General features: G+C 71.4%; 15 protein-coding genes. 9 read left to right on the forward strand and 6 right to left on the reverse strand.

What is annotated here, in order from left to right; all coding sequences use genetic code 11:
• Positions 1–6: 6 nt before the first annotated feature.
• Positions 7–1,005, reverse strand: coding sequence for a Gfo/Idh/MocA family protein (locus tag ACWEGE_RS04130; protein ID WP_449658945.1), 999 nt, complete (start codon positions 1,003–1,005; stop codon positions 7–9).
• A 2-nt stretch (positions 1,006–1,007) separates the two neighbouring features.
• On the reverse strand, positions 1,008–2,021 hold the full coding sequence (locus tag ACWEGE_RS04135) for a LacI family DNA-binding transcriptional regulator (protein WP_449658946.1): 1,014 nt from the start codon (positions 2,019–2,021) through the stop codon (positions 1,008–1,010).
• A 115-nt stretch (positions 2,022–2,136) separates the two neighbouring features.
• On the opposite strand from ACWEGE_RS04135, the gene ACWEGE_RS04140 reads away from it, so the two are divergent.
• The 8 genes from ACWEGE_RS04140 to iolD are packed head-to-tail and all read left to right on the forward strand — an operon-like array spanning position 2,137 to position 10,211.
• Positions 2,137–3,015 carry a TIM barrel protein gene (locus ACWEGE_RS04140; protein WP_449658947.1) on the forward strand — a complete coding sequence of 293 codons (879 nt, stop codon included), beginning with the start codon at positions 2,137–2,139 and terminating at the stop codon, positions 3,013–3,015.
• 23 nt (positions 3,016–3,038) lie between these two features.
• Positions 3,039–4,031, forward strand: coding sequence for a sugar ABC transporter substrate-binding protein (locus ACWEGE_RS04145; RefSeq protein ID WP_449658948.1), 993 nt, complete (start codon positions 3,039–3,041; stop codon positions 4,029–4,031).
• Positions 4,028–5,071, forward strand: coding sequence for an ABC transporter permease (locus ACWEGE_RS04150; protein ID WP_449658949.1), 1,044 nt, complete (start codon positions 4,028–4,030; stop codon positions 5,069–5,071). Before ACWEGE_RS04145 ends, ACWEGE_RS04150 begins: the two co-directional genes overlap by 4 nt.
• On the forward strand, positions 5,068–5,847 hold the full coding sequence (locus ACWEGE_RS04155; protein WP_449658950.1) for an ATP-binding cassette domain-containing protein: 780 nt from the start codon (positions 5,068–5,070) through the stop codon (positions 5,845–5,847). The genes ACWEGE_RS04150 and ACWEGE_RS04155 overlap by 4 nt, the downstream gene beginning before the upstream one ends.
• Positions 5,844–6,773 (forward strand): 5-dehydro-2-deoxygluconokinase, encoded by a 930-nt coding sequence (iolC, locus tag ACWEGE_RS04160; RefSeq protein WP_449658951.1) that lies wholly within the window; start codon positions 5,844–5,846, stop codon positions 6,771–6,773. Before ACWEGE_RS04155 ends, iolC begins: the two co-directional genes overlap by 4 nt.
• Positions 6,770–7,492 carry a Cgl0159 family (beta/alpha)8-fold protein gene (locus ACWEGE_RS04165; RefSeq protein WP_449658952.1) on the forward strand — a complete coding sequence of 241 codons (723 nt, stop codon included), beginning with the start codon at positions 6,770–6,772 and terminating at the stop codon, positions 7,490–7,492. The genes iolC and ACWEGE_RS04165 overlap by 4 nt, the downstream gene beginning before the upstream one ends.
• Positions 7,489–8,379, forward strand: a complete 891-nt coding sequence (gene iolB, locus ACWEGE_RS04170) for a 5-deoxy-glucuronate isomerase (protein WP_449658953.1) — start codon at positions 7,489–7,491, stop codon at positions 8,377–8,379. Before ACWEGE_RS04165 ends, iolB begins: the two co-directional genes overlap by 4 nt.
• The gene (gene iolD, locus ACWEGE_RS04175) at positions 8,376–10,211 is read left to right on the forward strand and encodes a 3D-(3,5/4)-trihydroxycyclohexane-1,2-dione acylhydrolase (decyclizing) (RefSeq protein WP_449658954.1); all 1,836 of its coding nucleotides are present in this window, start codon (positions 8,376–8,378) and stop codon (positions 10,209–10,211) included. Before iolB ends, iolD begins: the two co-directional genes overlap by 4 nt.
• Before the next feature lie 74 nt (positions 10,212–10,285).
• Here the strand turns inward: iolD and ACWEGE_RS04180 are convergent, their stop codons facing one another.
• On the reverse strand, positions 10,286–11,680 hold the full coding sequence (locus tag ACWEGE_RS04180; protein WP_449658955.1) for a cytochrome P450: 1,395 nt from the start codon (positions 11,678–11,680) through the stop codon (positions 10,286–10,288).
• Positions 11,681–11,757: 77 nt separating this feature from the next.
• Between ACWEGE_RS04180 and ACWEGE_RS04185 the strand changes: the two genes are divergently transcribed.
• Complete coding sequence (locus tag ACWEGE_RS04185; RefSeq protein WP_449658956.1) at positions 11,758–12,330, forward strand: TetR/AcrR family transcriptional regulator; 573 nt, start codon at positions 11,758–11,760, stop codon at positions 12,328–12,330.
• Here the strand turns inward: ACWEGE_RS04185 and ACWEGE_RS04190 are convergent.
• The 3 genes from ACWEGE_RS04190 to ACWEGE_RS04200 are packed head-to-tail and all read right to left on the reverse strand — an operon-like array spanning position 12,320 to position 16,055.
• The gene (locus tag ACWEGE_RS04190; RefSeq protein WP_449658957.1) at positions 12,320–13,264 is read right to left on the reverse strand and encodes a hypothetical protein; all 945 of its coding nucleotides are present in this window, start codon (positions 13,262–13,264) and stop codon (positions 12,320–12,322) included. The two genes, ACWEGE_RS04185 and ACWEGE_RS04190, sit on opposite strands and share 11 nt — an antisense overlap.
• Entirely contained in the window at positions 13,261–14,490 is a 1,230-nt protein-coding gene (locus tag ACWEGE_RS04195; protein ID WP_449658958.1) for an MFS transporter, read from the reverse strand. Before ACWEGE_RS04195 ends, ACWEGE_RS04190 begins: the two co-directional genes overlap by 4 nt.
• Before the next feature lie 11 nt (positions 14,491–14,501).
• A complete protein-coding gene (locus ACWEGE_RS04200) occupies positions 14,502–16,055 on the reverse strand; it encodes a discoidin domain-containing protein (protein WP_449659081.1) in 1,554 nt (517 codons plus the stop codon).
• Positions 16,056–16,306 lie beyond the last annotated feature (251 nt).

Below are 16,306 nucleotides of genomic sequence, written 5' to 3' on the forward strand. Positions count from 1 at the left end.
CTCCGGCTACCGGCGGACCTCCGCCAGCTTCACCGGCCGCCGTTCCCGCCGGGAAACCTCGCAGGCCTCCGCGATGTAGAACGCCTCCAACGCATCCGCCGCCCCGCACGGCGACGGCGCCCGGCCCGCGACGACGTCCAGGAACGCCCTCAGTTCCGTCGTGTACGCCGGGCGGAAGCGCTCCATGAACCCCGGGTACGCCGGCCCCGGCAGCGGGGCCACCCCCGGCTCCACCGACCGCAGCGGCGCCCGGTCGTCCAGCCCGACCACGACACCCGACACCGAGCCCAGCACATCGAGCCGCACGTCGTAGCCCGCGCCGTTGTAGCGGGTCAGGGACACCGTGGCCAGCGTTCCGTCGTCCAGGGTCAGCGTGGCCGCCGCCGTGTCGACGTCGCCCGCGTCCACGAAGAACTGCTCGCCGCGGTTCGCGCCGATCGCGTACACCTCGTCGACCTCGCGGCCGCTCACCCAGCGGATGATGTCGAAGTCGTGGACGCCGCAGTCGCGGAACAACCCACCCGAGTGGGCGACGTACTCCGCCGGTGGGGGCGCCGGGTCGAACGTCGTCGCCCGCAGCGTGTGCAGCCAGCCCAGCTCGCCGGACGCGACCGCCGCCCGGGCCGCCGCGTAGCCGGCGTCGAAGCGGCGCTGGAAGCCGATCTGGACCGGCACGTCCGACGCGCCGATCCGGTCGATCACCGCCAGGGTGCCCGGGATGTCCGCGGCCACCGGCTTCTCGCAGAACACCGGGATGCCCGCGTCGACCGCCGCGATGATCAGGCCGGGGTGCGCGTCCGTGGCCGCCGTGACGACCAGGCCGTCCAGCCCCGCGGCGAACAGTTCCTCGAGGGACGCCGACTCGACGCCGAGCTTCGCGGCCGCGGAGGCGGCCCGCGCGGTGTCGACGTCGGCCACGACGACCGACTCGACCTCCTCGAACCCCTTCAGCGTCTCCGCGTGCGCGGTGCCGATCCGGCCGGTGCCCGCCAGTCCCAACCTCATCGTCAAGCTCCTCCTGTCGCAGAAATCTGTGCGGTGGTCGCCCGGACCACCAGAGACGGGTGCAGCAGGTGCCGGACCGACTCCGTGCGCTCCCCGCGGACGCGCTCGATCAGCGCTTCGAACGCCAGCCGCGCCATGTCCTTGCGCGGCTGGTCCACCGTGGTCAGGGAAAGGTGGCGCAGCGCGGCGAGCGAGGTGTTGTCGTAGCCGACCACCGAAACGTCCTCCGGCACCCGCAGCCCGGCCTCTTCCAGCGCCGACATCGCGCCCACGGCGTTGAAGTCGTTGCCGGCGACCAACCCGGTCGGCAGCTCGGGACGCCCGTACTCGGCCAGCAGCTCCCGCACGGCGTTCTCGCCGCCGATGTCGGTGTGCTCGCTGCGCACGACGATCGGCTCCAGCCCGTGCCGCCGCATCGCCGACTCGAACCCGCGCCGCCGCTGCGCCGCCCCGGCCGCGCCACCGCCGTCGAGGTGGGCGATGCGCCGGTGCCCGAGGCCGACCAGGTGGTCGACGGCCAGCGCGGCCCCCGCCTCGCCGTCGTCGTTCACCGTGTCCACTATGGACGACCGGATCGTCCGCGAGACCAGGACGACCGGGCACTGCTTGGCCGCGACCTGGATCGACGCCGCCGGAACGACCGGGGAGAGCAGGACGATCCCGGCCGGGCGGAAGGAAAGCAGGTTGTGCAGGGCGTTCCACTCGCGCGTGGGACTGCGGCCGCCGGTGTTGAGGATCAGGTCGAACCCCGCCGCCTGCGCGGCGGCGTCCAGCTCCTCGACGATGTCGGCGAAGAAGGCGTTGCGCAGGTCGTTGACCATCACGCCGAGCACGGTGGACGTCCGGCTGGCCAGCGACCGCGCCATCACGTGCGGCTGGTAGCCGAGCTCCTCGGCCGCGCGCAGCACCGCCGTGCGGCGCGCCTCGGAGACCTTCGGTGAATTGTTCATCACCAGCGAGACCAGCGCGCGGGAAACCCCCGCCCGCGCGGCGACGTCCTCCATGGTCGGACGCATGAGGAGCACCTCCCCTGATCTCGGAAAACTCGGCCTTGACTTTGCTGTGACGGACGCTACAAGATTAGAGCGCTCTAATCAATAGAGCGCTCCAACGGACCAACGGAGGCCCCTTGTGACAGCGACGATCCGCGTGGCCGCCGCCCCGATCTCCTGGGGCGTCTGCGAAGTCCCGGGCTGGGGCCGGGTGCTGGACGCGGCGACCGTGCTCGGCGAGATGGCGGCCCTCGGCGTCCAAGCCACCGAGCTGGGCCCGCCCGGGTACCTGCCCCGCGAGCCGGCCGCCCTGCGCGAGCTGCTGGCCGGCCACGACCTGACGCTCGTCGGCGGCTTCCTCGCCGTCGTCCTGCACGAGAACCAGGAAAGTGCCCTCAAGGAAGCCGAGGAGTCGGCCGCGCTCTTCGCCGCCTGCGGGGGTGACGTCCTGGTCCTCGCCGCCGCGACCGGTCTCGACGGCTACGACGACCGTCCGCAGCTGAGCGACGCCGAATGGGCGACGCTCGTCGAGACGGCAGGCAAGATCCGCGACATCGCCGCCGCCCATGGCCTGCGCACGGTGCTGCACCCGCACGTCGGGACGCACGTGGAGCAGCAGGCCGAGGTCGAACGCTTCCTCGCCGACTCCGATCTCGGGTTGTGCCTCGACACCGGGCACCTGATGATCGGCGGGACGGATCCGGTGGCGCTGGCGAAGCGGTATCCCGAACGGGTGGGGCACGTGCATCTCAAGGACGTCCGGGAAGACCTGGCGGCCGAGGTCCGCGCGGGACGGCTGGCCTACACCGACGCGGTCGGGCGGGGCATGTACACCCCGCTCGGCGAGGGCGACGTGGACGTGGCGGCGATGGTGCGCTCCGTCCAGGCCGCCGGCTACGACGGCTGGTACGTCCTCGAACAGGACACCGCCCTCGGCGCGGAGAGCCCCGACGACCTACCCCGGCGGGACACCGAGCGCAGCCTGGCCCACCTCGCGATGATCACCGACTCCCTCTGAAACCTGGTCCCAAAGGAGTGACTGTGTTGTCTTTCAAGAAGCTGGCCGGCGTGGCGGCGATCGCCGCCGCCGGGCTCGTCCTGTCCGCCTGCAGCGGTCCCACCGCCGACAACGCCAAGAGCAGCTCCAGCTCGCCGGCCGCCGCGCCGAGCGCGGGCGGCCCGCTCAAGGTCGCCGTGGTCACGCACGGCAGCGCCGGCGACGCCTTCTGGAACGTCGTGAAGAACGGCGCCGAGCAGGCGGGCAAGGACCTGAACGTCGGCGTCGACTACTTCTCCGACGGCGACCCGGGCAACCAGGCCCGGCTGATCGACAACGCGGTCGCGCAGAAGGTCGGCGGCCTGGTCGTCTCGATGGCGAACCCGCAGGCCCTGCAGACGTCGATCCAGAACGCGGTGAAGGCCGGCATCCCGGTCATCACCATCAACTCCGGCGAGGACTTCAGCGCCCAGTTCGGCGCGATCGCGCACGTCGGGCAGAGCGAGGGCCTCGCCGGCCAGGGTGCCGGCCAGCGGCTCAAGGCGGCGGGCAAGACGAAGCTGCTGTGCGTCATCCACGAGGCCGGCAACATCGGCCAGAACCAGCGCTGTGACGGCGCGAAGCAGACCTTCGGCAACGTCACCACGCTGCAGGTCGACATCTCCAACCCGACCGACGCGCAGGCCCGGATCCGCGGCGCCCTGCAGTCCGACCCGTCGATCGACGCGGTGCTGGCGCTGAACTCCCAGGTCGCCGCCCGCGCCGTCGCCGCGGCGAAGGAAGCGAGCTCCAAGGCCCAGGTGGCCACCTTCGACCTGAACGCCGACGTCGTCGCGGCCATCAAGGACGGCAGCATCCTCTTCGCCGTCGACCAGCAGCAGTACGAGCAGGGCTACCTGCCGATCGTGTTCCTCAAGCTGTACAAGGAAAACGGCAACACCATCGGCGGTGGCAAGCCCGTCCAGACCGGCCCGGGCTTCGTCGACAAGACCAACATCGACACCATCGCCCCGTACGCGCAGCGCGGCACGCGATGACCGCAGCGATCCAAGCCCAGCCCGACGAGCGCGTCGCGCAGAAGAGCCTGGTCGACCGCCTGGTCGTCCGGCCCGAGATCGGCGCGCTCCTCGGGGCGGTACTCGTCTTCGCGTTCTTCTCCGTGGTCACCGGCCAGTTCCTCAGCCCGCTGGGCGTGGCGACCTGGCTGGACGACTCCTCGACGCTGGGCATCATGGCCGTGGTGGTCGCGCTGCTCATGGTCGGCGGCGAGTTCGACCTCTCCGCCGGCGTCATGACGGCGTCGACGTCGCTGGTCACCGCGATCCTGGCGACGCAGGCGGGCTGGAACGTCTGGCTCGCGCTGCTGGCCTCGCTGGTGTTCGCGCTCGGCGTCGGCGCCTTCAACGGCTGGCTGGTGATGAAGACCGGCCTGCCCAGCTTCATCGTCACGCTGGGGTCGTTCCTCGCCCTGCAGGGCCTCAACCTCGGCGTGACGCGGCTGGTCACCAACACCGTCCAGGTGTCGGGGATGCGCTCGACCAGCGGCTACGAGTCGGCCGGCGGGCTGTTCGCCTCGACGTTCGACATCGGCGGCACGGAGTTCCAGTCCTCGATCGTCTGGTGGATCGTCGTGACGGCGATCGCCGCGTGGCTGCTGGTGCGGACCCGGTTCGGCAACTGGATCTTCGCGGTCGGCGGGTCGCAGGTGTCGGCCCGCTCGGTCGGCGTACCGGTGGTGCGCACGAAGATCCTGCTGTTCATGGGCACCGCGCTCGGCGCGTGGCTGGTCGGCTCGATCAACATCCTGCGCTTCGCCAGCGTCCAGGCGAACCAGGGCATCGGGCTGGAGTTCCAGTACATCATCGCCGCGGTGATCGGCGGCTGCCTGCTCACCGGCGGGTTCGGCTCGGCGGCGGGCGCGGCGATCGGCGCGCTGATCTTCGGCATGGCGCGGCAGGGCATCGTGTTCGCGCAGTGGAACAGCGACTGGTTCATGCTGTTCCTCGGCGTCATGCTGCTGGCCGCGGTCCTGGTCAACAACGCCTTCCGGCGCCGCGCGGAGAGGGTACGCCGATGACCTTGCTGGAAGTCCGCGACATCGGGAAGACCTACGGCAGCGTGATCGCACTGCGCGGTGTGTCCACTGTGGTCAATGCCGGCGAGGTGACCTGCGTGCTCGGCGACAACGGCGCCGGGAAGTCCACGCTGATCAAGATCCTGGCCGGGGTGCACCAGCACGACCGGGGCGAGTTCCTGGTCGAGGGCGAGCCGGTGCGGTTCTCCTCACCGCGCGAAGCCCTGGATCGCGGCATCGCGACCGTGTACCAGGACCTCGCCGTGGTGCCGCTGATGAGCGTCTGGCGGAACTTCTTCCTCGGTTCCGAGCCGACGACCGGGTTCGGCCCGTTCCGGATGCTCGACCGTCGCAAAGGACGCGAGACGACCAAGAAGGCGTTGTCCGACATGGGCATCGACCTGCGGGACGTCGAGCAGCCGGTCGGGACGCTCTCGGGCGGTGAGCGCCAGTGCGTGGCGATCACGCGGGCGGTGTACTTCGGCGCGAAGGTGCTGATCCTCGACGAGCCGACGGCCGCGCTGGGCGTCAAGCAGGCCGGGGTGGTGCTGAAGTACGTCGCCCAGGCCCGGGATCGCGGGCTCGGCGTCGTGCTGATCACGCACAACCCGCACCACGCCTACCCGGTCGCCGACCGGTTCCTGCTGCTCAAGCGGGGTGCCGCGCTTGGGCACTACGAGAAGTCCGAGATCGACATCAACGAGCTGACCCGGCAGATGGCGGGCGGTGCCGAACTGGAAGCCCTCGAACACGAGCTGCGGCAGGTGGAAAAGGCGTGAGTCCGGAGGCCCTGACGATCGGCCGGGTGGGCGTCGACCTCTACCCGGAACAGAGCGGCGTCCCGCTGGCCGGGGTCAGCACGTTCGCCAAGTCGCTCGGCGGGACCGCGACCAACGTCGCGGTCGCCGCCGCGCGGCTCGGCCGGCGCGCGGCGGTGCTCACCAAGGTCGGCCCGGACGGCTTCGGCGACTACGTCCGGCAGGCCCTCGAAGGCTTCGGCGTCTCGCCGGAGTTCGTCGGCACTGCGCCGGATCTGCAGACACCGGTGGTGTTCTGCGAGCTGAACCCGCCCGCGGACCCGCCGCTGCTGTTCTACCGCTCCCCCATCGCCCCCGATCTGACGCTGACCGACGAGGACGTGCCCTGGGACGTCGTCGAGTCGGTGCCGCTGCTGTGGGTCACCGGCACCGGCGTGTCCGCCGAGCCCGCACGAGCCACCCAGCGGAAGATCCTCGAGGCTCGCGGACGGCGTGACCACACCGTCCTGGACCTGGACTACCGGCCGATGTTCTGGCCGGACGTCGAAAGCGCGCGGACCGAGATCGGCGGGATGCTCGACCACGTCACCGTCGCGGTCGGCAACCGGACCGAGGTGGAGGTCGCCGTCGGCACTGCGGATCCCGACACCGCCGCGGACCGGTTGCTGGCGCGCGGGCTGCACCTGGCCGTGATCAAGAAGGGCGCCGAGGGTGTCCTGGTGGCGACGCCGGAGGGGCGGTCGACCGTGCCGCCGCAGCGCGTCGAGGTCGTCTGCGGGCTCGGTGCCGGCGACGGCTTCGGCGGGGCGTTGATCCACGGCCTGCTGTCGGGCTGGGACCCGGTGCGCATCGCGGAGTACGCGAACGCGGCGGGCGCGCTCGTCGCGTCCCGGCTGGCCTGCGCCGACGCGATGCCGAGCGCCGGCGAGATCGAGGCGCTGCTGTGATCCTCACCGACGAGCGCTGGAAGGAACTGCTGCACGTCCGCGCCACGAACCCGGGCGCGGTCCGGCAGGCGTACGCCACCCGCAAGCGGCGTCCGCAGCTGTTGTCGGACAACGGAACGCTCTTCCTGGTCGCCGCCGACCAGGAAGACCGGCTCGACCGGCGGACGCTGCTGGAGCGGCTGCTGACCGCGCTGGCCAACCCGGCCGTCGACGGCGTCCTCGGCACCCCGGACGTCGTCGAGGAGCTGCTCCTGCTCGGTGCGCTGCACGACAAGGTCGTCTTCGGGACGATGAGGTTCACCGGCTACGACGCCCGGACGCTGGTCGACTGCGGGCTGGACGGCGGTGAACTGCTCCTGCGCCCGGCCGACACCACCCCGGGTCTGCAGGCCTGCGCCGACGCGGTCACCGAGCTGGCCGCGTACGGCCTGATCGCCATGATCGAGCTGCCGGAGGACCCGGCGTCGCTCGCGCGGGCGGTCACCATCGCGTCCGGCCTCGGGGCGACCTCGGCGCACACCTGGCTGAAGCTGCCACCCACCAGCTCGGCCGCCGTCCTGGACGCCACGACGCTCCCGGTGGTGCTCGGCGGCCTGCCACCGGACGGGACGCTGTCGCACGGGGTCGTCCGCGGCCTGGTCTTGGGCCACACCCGGCTCGGCGGGAACGCCGGAGCCGCCGTCGAAGCCGCCGCAACGGTACTGGAGGCCGCGAAGTGAGCAAGCTGCACCGTCCGCTCGGGACACTGTCCGACGACGCCGACCCGGTCCGGCTGACCCCGGACACCGCCGGGTGGCGCTACTCCGGCCTGCGGGTGCTCTCCCTGGCCCCCGGCGAGACGCGGATCCTGCACACCGGCGAGTTCGAGGCCTTCGTGCTGCCGCTGGCCGGGTCCGCGACGGTCCGCGTCGACGGGCAGGTCTTCGAACTGCGCGGCCGCGAGTCGGTCTTCACGAGGGTGACGGACTTCGCCTACGTGCCCCGGGAGGCCGAAGTCGAGTTGTCGACAAGGGACGGTCTCGAGGTCGCGCTGCCGATGGCGCGCTGCACCCGCCGTCTGGAGGCCAGGTACGGCCCCGCGGAGAACGTCCCGGTCGAGGTGCGCGGCGCCGGGCAGGCGACGCGGCAGGTGACCAACTTCGGCGTGCCCGGGGTGTGGGACCACGCCGACAAGCTGAACGCGTGCGAGCTGATCACCCCGGGCGGCAACTGGTCGTCGTACCCGCCGCACAAGCACGACGAGGCGACCGAGTGCGAGGTCGTCAACGAAGAGATCTACTACTTCCGCATCGCCGGCCGCGACGGCGTGACGCCGTCCCGCGAGGGCTTCGGCCTGCACCGGACGTACACCGGCGACGGCGAGCTGGACGAGGACGTGGCCGTGCGCGACCACGACGTCTTCCTGATCCCGCGCGGCTACCACGGGCCGTGCGTGGCCGCGCCGGGCTACCCGATGTACTACCTGAACGTCCTGGCCGGGCCGGCCGACGAGCGGTCCATGGCGTTCTGCGACGACCCCGCGCACGGCTGGGTCCGCGATACGTGGGCAACGCAGGAGCTGGACCCGCGTTGTCCCGTCACGAGTCACGAGGGGCGTGTGCAGTGAAGCTGACGACGGCTCAGGCGCTGGTCCGCTGGATCCTCGCCCAGCGCTCGGAAACCCTGGACGGCGCGGAAGTCCCGCTGTTCCCCGGCGTGTTCGCGATCTTCGGGCACGGCAACGTGCTCGGCCTCGGCACCGCGCTGGAAGAGCACCGCGGAGACATCCCGGTCTGGCGTGGGCACACCGAGCAGGGCATGGCGCTGGCCGCGGTCGGGTACGCCAAGGCCACGCACCGGCGGCAGGTCGGCGTCGTGACGTCGTCGATCGGGCCCGGTGCGCTGAACATGGTGACCGCGGCCGGCGTCGCCCACGCGAACCGGCTGCCGGTGCTGCTGCTGCCGGGCGACACGTTCACCAACCGGGCGCCGGACCCGGTGCTGCAGCAGATCGAGCCGTTCGGCGACGCGACCGCGACGGTGAACGACGCCTTCCGCGCGGTCTCGCGCTACTTCGACCGGATCACCAGGCCCGAGCAGCTGGTTTCGACGTTGCCGCAGGTCGCGCGGGTGCTCACGGACCCGGCCGACGCGGGCCCGGTGACCCTGGCGCTGCCGCAGGACGTCCAGGCCGAGACGTACGACTTCCCGGAGGCGCTGTTCGAGCCGGTGACGCACCGGCCGCTGCGCCCGCGCCCGGACCGGCGTTCGGTCACCGAAGCGGCCGGGGTCCTGCGTTCTTCGAAACGGCCGCTGATGGTGCTCGGCGGTGGCGTCCGGTACTCCGGTTCCGGGCAGCGCGCGCTGGAGTTCGCCGAGCGGCACGGCATCCCGCTCGTGGAGACGACGGCGGGCCGGACGCTGGTGCCGCACGAGCACCCGTTGCACGCCGGGCCGCTGGGCATCACCGGCTCGACGTCGGCGAACGTCGTCGCGGCGGCGGCGGACGTGGTGCTCGCGGTGGGGACGCGCCTGCAGGACTTCACGACGGCGTCCTGGACGGTCTTCTCCCCCGGCGTCCGGCTGGTGTCGCTCAACGCGGCCCGGTTCGACGCGGTGAAGCACGGGGCGCTGTCGGTCGTCGGGGACGCCGAAGCGGGCCTGGCGGACCTCGCGGCCCAGCTGGAGAGCTGGCGGGTGGACCCGTCGTGGACCGCACGAGCCGCCGCCGAGCGGGCGTCCTGGGACGCCCACATCGACTCGCTGCGCTCTTCGCCGGCCGAGCAGCCGTCGTACGCGCAGGTGGTCGGCGTGGTCAACGACGTCTCCGCGGCCGAGGACTACGTGATGACGGCATCGGGCGGCCTGCCGGGCGAGCTGATCGGCGGCTGGCGCGGTTCCGGTGCGGTCTCGATGGACGTCGAGTACGGCTTTTCCTGCATGGGCTACGAACTCTCGGGTGCGTGGGGCGCGGCGATCGCCCACCCGGGCCTGGTGACGACCCTGCTGGGCGACGGCTCGTACCTGATGCTGAACTCGGAACTGTTCTCGGCGGCGTTCGCCGGCCACCCGTTCGTGGCGGTCGTCTGCGACAACGACGGGTACGCGGTGATCGCACGCCTCCAGGAGGGCCAGGGCGGCAAGCCGTTCAACAACTTCTACGCCGACTGCACGACTTCGCACGCTTCGCCGCCACGGGTGGACTTCGCCCGCCACGCGGAATCATTGGGATGCGTGGTGTTCACGGCATCCACAGTGGACTCGCTGCGTTCGGCGTACACCTCGGCCCGCGAGGCGGCGGCCGCGGAGCAGCGCCCGGCGGTGGTCGTGGTGAAGACGCAGCCATCGACCTGGACCGAGGCCGGAGCGTGGTGGGAGGTCGGCGTGCCCGAGCACCTGGCGGGCCGGGAGGGTTACGAGCGGGGGAAGGGCGGTCAGGTCCGCTACCTCGGCTCCTGACCGCGAGCGGCCGGGGCAGCCGGGGCGGCCGGTGTCGCGAAGGCAGGGCCCGCGGGGCGCCCCCGTTTTCCACTCTACCGAAGAGCACCGACATTTCCGGCTCCCGCCGAAGCCCGCACCCGCGGCCGCAGGGTGAACCCGCTCGGCTTGAGCGTCAACGACTCCACGATCTTCAGCTCATACCCCGGATCGACCTCGAAGTCATAGCGCTGCAGCACCACGCCCAGCGCCAGCACCGCCTCGTGCAGGGCGAACTGGCGGCCGATGCAGGCGCGCTCGCCCGTCCCGAACGGCTTGTACGCCTGCGCCGGCCGCTTCTTCACCGCGGCGGGCTCGAAGCGGTCCGGGTCGAACACCTCGGGGTCCGGCCAGGCCGCCGGGTCGCGGTGCAGGAGCGGCAGCGGCACGATCACCCAGTCGCCCTTGCGCATCCGATACTTCCCGCCGAGCACGACGTCGGAGCGTGCTTCGCGGAAGTAGCCGGGTGCGGTCGGCCAGAGCCGCAACGCCTCGTCGAGCACGCGACGCACGTAACGCAGCTTCGCGACGTCGGAGAACGCCGGCTCGCGGTCGCCCCACACCGCGTCGACTTCGGCGCGGGCCTTCTCCAACAGCTCGGGGTGGCGCGTCAGGTAGTACAACGCGAACGAAAGCGCCCCGGACGTCGTCTCGTGGCCCGCCACGACGAACGTGATCGCCTGGTTGCGGATGTTCACCGGATCCAGGCGCTCCCCGGTCGCCGGGTGGCCTTCGGTGAGCATCAGCCCGAGCAGGTCTCGGCTCTCTTCGCCGTCCTGACGACGGCGTTCGATGACCTCGTCGACCAGGCCGGTCATCAGCGCGAGGTCGGCCCGGTTCTGTTTCCTCGTCCCGGCGATCGCGCGCCGGACGAACGGCAGCTTCACGTTCTGCAGCTGCGCGTACCGCAGCGCGCGGATCATCGCGGTGACGAACGGGTGCGGCTCGGCCCGCGCGAAGGAGCCGAACCGGTAGCCGAAGCCGGCCCGGCCGATCGTCTCCAGGGTCAGCCGGGTCATGTCGGCGGAGACGTCGACCGGGCCGCTCGCCACGTCCCAGGCCGCCACGAGCTCGCGGGTGACCTCCAGCATCACCGGGTGGTAGCGGCGCATCGCCTCGGCGGAGAACGCCGGCTGCAGGATGTCGTGCGCCAGCCGCCAGTTCGGCTCATGCGTGTGCGCGGTGAACAGGCCGTCGCCGCCCAGCGCCCGCAGCTGCTCCACGCCGAGGCCGACGTGCTTGCCGAACTTCGTCTCGTCGTTCAGCTCGGTCACCAGGTCGGTTCCGGCGACGAAGACGACCTCGAACCCGAAGAACTTGCGCGTGAAGACCGGCCCGAGCCGCTTGCCGAGGCGCACGGTGTCCTGCAGCGGCGTGCGGGGGTTCGCCCCGATCACGTCGCCGATCAGCGGCAGCCGGCCCGGCCGGTGCGGCATCCCGGTGGTGTCCACGGCGCCCCCTATTGAACCCGGTTCCAATAGGGGCCACGATCCCCCGCTGCTGAACCCGTGTCAAGTAAGGTCGGCCCATGCGGACGAGGCTGAGCACGCAGGAGCGGCGCGAGCAGCTTCTCGGGATCGGCGCCGGGTTGTTCGCGAAGCGGCCGTACGACGAGGTGTCGATCGAGGAGGTCGCCGAGATCGCCCAGGTCTCCCGCGGCCTGCTGTACCACTACTTCCCCACCAAGAAGGACTTCTTCGCGGAGATCGTCCGCGGTCAGCGCGACCAGCTGCTGGCGATGAGCGAGCCGGACCCCGCGCTGCCCGTGGTGGAACAGCTGCGGGCCGGCCTCGACGTGTACCTCGAGTTCGCGCGCACGCACCCCGACGGCTACCGGATCGTGCACCGCGCCACCGGCGGCGCCGACCGGGAGATCCTCGAGATCCGTGAAGCCGGGATGGCGGCGAACGCCGAACGCATCCTCACCGCGTTGTCCGGGCTGACCGACGTCACCGAGGTCTCCCGGCTCGCCGTCCGCGGCTGGCTGACCTTCGTCGCGACGGTGCTCCTCGACTGGCTCGACCAGCCGAAGATCACCCAGGACGAGCTGCGCGACCTCTGCGTCCGGACCCTGTTCGCGGCGGTGGGCCTCACCCCGTGACGGCCGGCGACGCGGCCCCGCCGACCAGCCGCCGCGGCGCGCCGGAGCCGTCCGCCGGGACCGCCCACACGGCGTTGTCCAGCCCGTACAGCACCGTCCGGTCGTCCTGCCAGAGCGCCTGGTCGTCGACGCTGCGAGTCTCGGCGAGTTCGGTTTCCCGCCCGCTCGCCAGCTCCAGGACGGCCAGCCGCCAGACGCCGTCGCCGACCTTCTTCTTGAAGGCGACCCGCTTGCCGTCCGGGGACAGCGAAGGGCATTCGACGTTCTCGCGGAGAGTCTTGCCCCGGTAGCGCCCGTAGTCGCCTTCGACCAGGTACGTCTTGCCCTTGCTGCCGAGAGTGGCGTAGAAGCGGTTGCCGTCGGGCGCGAAGGTGATCCCCCAGTAGTTGACGTCGGAGGCGAAGTAGCGCTCGCCGTCCACGAAGACCGGGAGCTCCTCGATCGTCTTGACCAGCCGTCCGGTCCCGGTTTCGTAGAGGCCGGCGCGGGTCGAGAAGCCGGTCTGCGCGTAGGAGTCGCCCGTGACGAACAGCGTCCAGTAGACCCGCTTGCCGTCCGGCGAGACGCGTGCGCGGCTCGGCGTGCCCGGCAGGGTTTCGGTGTGGCGGACGGCGAGGTGGTCGTCGAGGACCAGGACGTCGGTGATCGCCGGGAGCGTTCCGGGCCGGACGGCCAGGCACACCGCGGTCTGCCCCGCCACCGCGAACCGGTCGCACTTCAGGGCGCTGAGCTGCGGTTTCGCCGTGGTTTCGCGGAGCGGCACGGCCCCGACGCGACCGGTGGCGGTGTCGCGGAACAGCAGCTGCCCGGGCGCCAGGGACAACGTGGCGGCGGGTTCGGCGTCCGCCGTGTCGTGGCGGGCGCCGACCGTGTAGGTGACGGCGGCGGCGACCAGGAGCGCCGTACCGGCGAGGGCGAGGACGAGTTTCTTCACGGGCGCACCGGTTTCGCGAAGGCGGCGGCGAGGGCGACGGCGGCCAGGCAGCCCGCGGCGACACCCACCGCGGGCCGCAGGTCCCACAGCGTCCACGCCAGTCCGAACAGGACCGAAGAGAGCATCCGGGCCACGGCCTGGCCCGTCTGCACCACGGCCAGCCCGGTGGCGCGCAGGCCGGCCGGGACGAGCGGGCCCGCCGCGGCCATCAGGACGCCGTCGGTGGCCGCGTAGAACACGCCGTGCAAGCCGAGCGCGACGACGGGGAGCGCCACGTGGACCGGGCCGCAGAGCAGCACCAGGGCCAGGCACAGGGCCGCGTGCCCGCCGAGGAACACCGGCCAGCGGCCGACCCGGTCGGCGAGCTTGCCGAGCGGGACGGCCAGCAGCAGGTAGACCCCGGCGGTGCCCAGCGGCAGCAGCGGGAAGTACGTCGCCGCGATCTCCCAGCGGCGCTGCAGGACGAGGTAGACGAACGAGTCGCCGACCGTCACCAGGCCCAGCAGCGCCGCCCAGAGCGCGACCCGCCGGAAGTCCCGCTGCCGCAGGAGACCCAGGGCGGCGCGTGCGGACACCGCGGCCCGGTCGACCGCACCGGGCCGGTCGCGGACGAACAGGACCAGCAGCAGCACGGCGATGGCCGCGATGCAGAAGCTGGTGAAGAACACGCTGGAGTAGCTGCCGAGGCTCAGCGCGAGCACCGCCATCGCCACCAGCGGGCCGAGGAACGCCCCGACGGTGTCCAGCGCCCGGTGCACCCCGAACGACCGGCCGAGGGCCGACGGCTCACTGCTGAGCGAGATCAGCGCGTCGCGCGGGCCGGTGCGCAGCCCCTTGCCGGTGCGGTCGGCGGCGAGGACCAGGCCGATGGCCGTGACCGACGAACCGGCCGCGACCAGGCCGAGCTTGCACACCGCGGACAAGCCGTACCCGAACCCGGCGACGGCCTTGAGCCGCCGCCACCGGTCGGCGAGGTGCCCGCCGAGCACCCGCACGACCGCGGTGGCGCCGGCGTAGAGCCCGTCGAGCAGCCCGAACTGCAGCGGGTTCAGGCCGAGGCCGAGCACCAGGTAGAGCGGGAGGACGGCGGTGACCATCTCCGACGAGACGTCGGTGACCAGGCTGACCATCCCGAGCGCCAGCACGTTGGCGGACACCCGCTTCAGCGCCGGCTTGCGGTCGGTTCCCGACGCCGCGTCCGAGGTCCGGCTTGCCGCGATGTACATGCCCGTGCCTCCTAGTGGCAGGTGTAGGTCGGGCTGTTGTCGAGGACCTTGCCGTCGACGCCGATGAGCTGCGTCTGGAACGACGTGTCCGTCATCGACAGCTTCAGGACGCCGAAGGTCTTCAGCAGCTTGGCGGTCGTCGGGTGCGCCGGGCTCAGGTCGTAGAGGTTCGCGCCGCCGCTGCCGCCGACGATCTCGACCGGGCCGCTCGCGTCGGCCTTGCCGTCGGCGTTCTGCGGCACGAACCGCTCGTAGTCGTGGTCGTGGCCGTTGAGCACGAGGTCGACCTTGTTGGCCACCAGCAGGTTCCACAGCTCGGTGCTGTCGGTGTTGTCGCCGTGGTCACCGGAGCTCCACCGCGGGTGGTGGTAGTACGCGGCGACGCAGCCCTTCTTGTTGTTGGCGAGGTCCTGCTTCAGCCAGGTGATCTGGGGCGGCTCGGCGAACTCGTCGTGGGTGACGAAGTCGTTGGAGTCGAGGGCGATGAAGTGCCAGTTGCCCATTTCCCAGCTGTAGTACCGCTGGCCCTGCGGCTTGGCGATGGCGCCGAAGTACTGCTCGTAGCCGGTGAACTTGGAGTAGGACTCGTGGTTGCCCGGGATCGGGTGGGTGATGTTCTTGAACTTGCCCCAGGTCTTGTCGTAGTAGTTCTTGAAGTCCGACAGGGTGGGTTCGTCGTACTGGTTGTCGCCCATGGTGATCACGGCCGCGGGGTTCATGTTCTCGACGAGCTTGGCGGTCTTGGGGTGGACGCAGCTGGAGCTGCTCGCGGTGCACTGCTCGGCGATGTCGCCGGCCGCGGCGAGGACGAACCCCGCGCTCCCGGCGGCGGTCTTGGCCGTGATCGGCGCGCTCGCGGCCGAGACGTTCCCGGCGGCGTCGCGGGCGCGGACAGCGTAGGTGTAGCTCGTGGCCGGGGTGAGCCCGCTGTCGGTGTAGGAGGTCGTCGCGCTGGTGGCGACGACCGTGCCGTTGCGCAGGATGTCGTACCCGGTGACGCCGACGTTGTCGGTCGCGGCGCTCCAGCTCAGCGGGACGCTGGTGGCGGTCGCCGTGCCCGCGGCGAGGCCGGCGGGGATGCTCGGCGCCTGGGTGTCGCCGGAGGAGTCCGTGGTGCCGAAGACCTGCATCTCCCAGAAGGAGTAGCCGTAGCTCGTGCCGCGGGTGAGGCCGACGAAGCGCACGAAACGGCCACGTGCGCCGAGGCCGCCGAGGTCGTCGATCTTGCCGTCACCGGTGTCGACGGTGGCGGCCGTGGTGAACGACGTGCCGTCGTCGGAGACCTCGATGCGGTACTTCTTCGCGTACGCGGCTTCCCAGTTGAGGAGGACGCGGTGGATGGTCGCGGTCTGGCCGAGGTCGATCCGCAGCCACTGCGGGTCGGCCCCTTCGGCGCTGGCCCAGCGGGTGGTGGTGCTGCCGTCGACCGCCTTGGCGCCGGTGTACGACGAGCTTTCGACCGTCGAGGTGGCGACGGGTTTTCCCTGAGACAGCAGGACGTCGGCGGCCTCCGTGGTGGCGGCCGCGGCGATCGCGGATGGCAGCAGCACCACGGCGGCGAGCACCGGGGTGAGTCGGGCTAAGGGACGTAGTCGGGTCGACGGCACGTCGCGCTCCTTCGGGCCTGGCGGTGGCGGGTGGGCTGCGGCGTCGGTGAACTTCGGTGAAACTGTTAGGAAAGTTTCCTAACAAAGCGGACTGTAACGAGGCTCCGATCAAGCTGACAAGACTTGTCTTGCCCTTGAATCGGTCAAGAGGGTGAGTTTTTCACGGTTTGCGCTGCTCAGCGGATGTGCCGGTGACCGGCATACTGCCC

This window comes from Amycolatopsis sp. NPDC004747 (assembly GCF_053601335.1).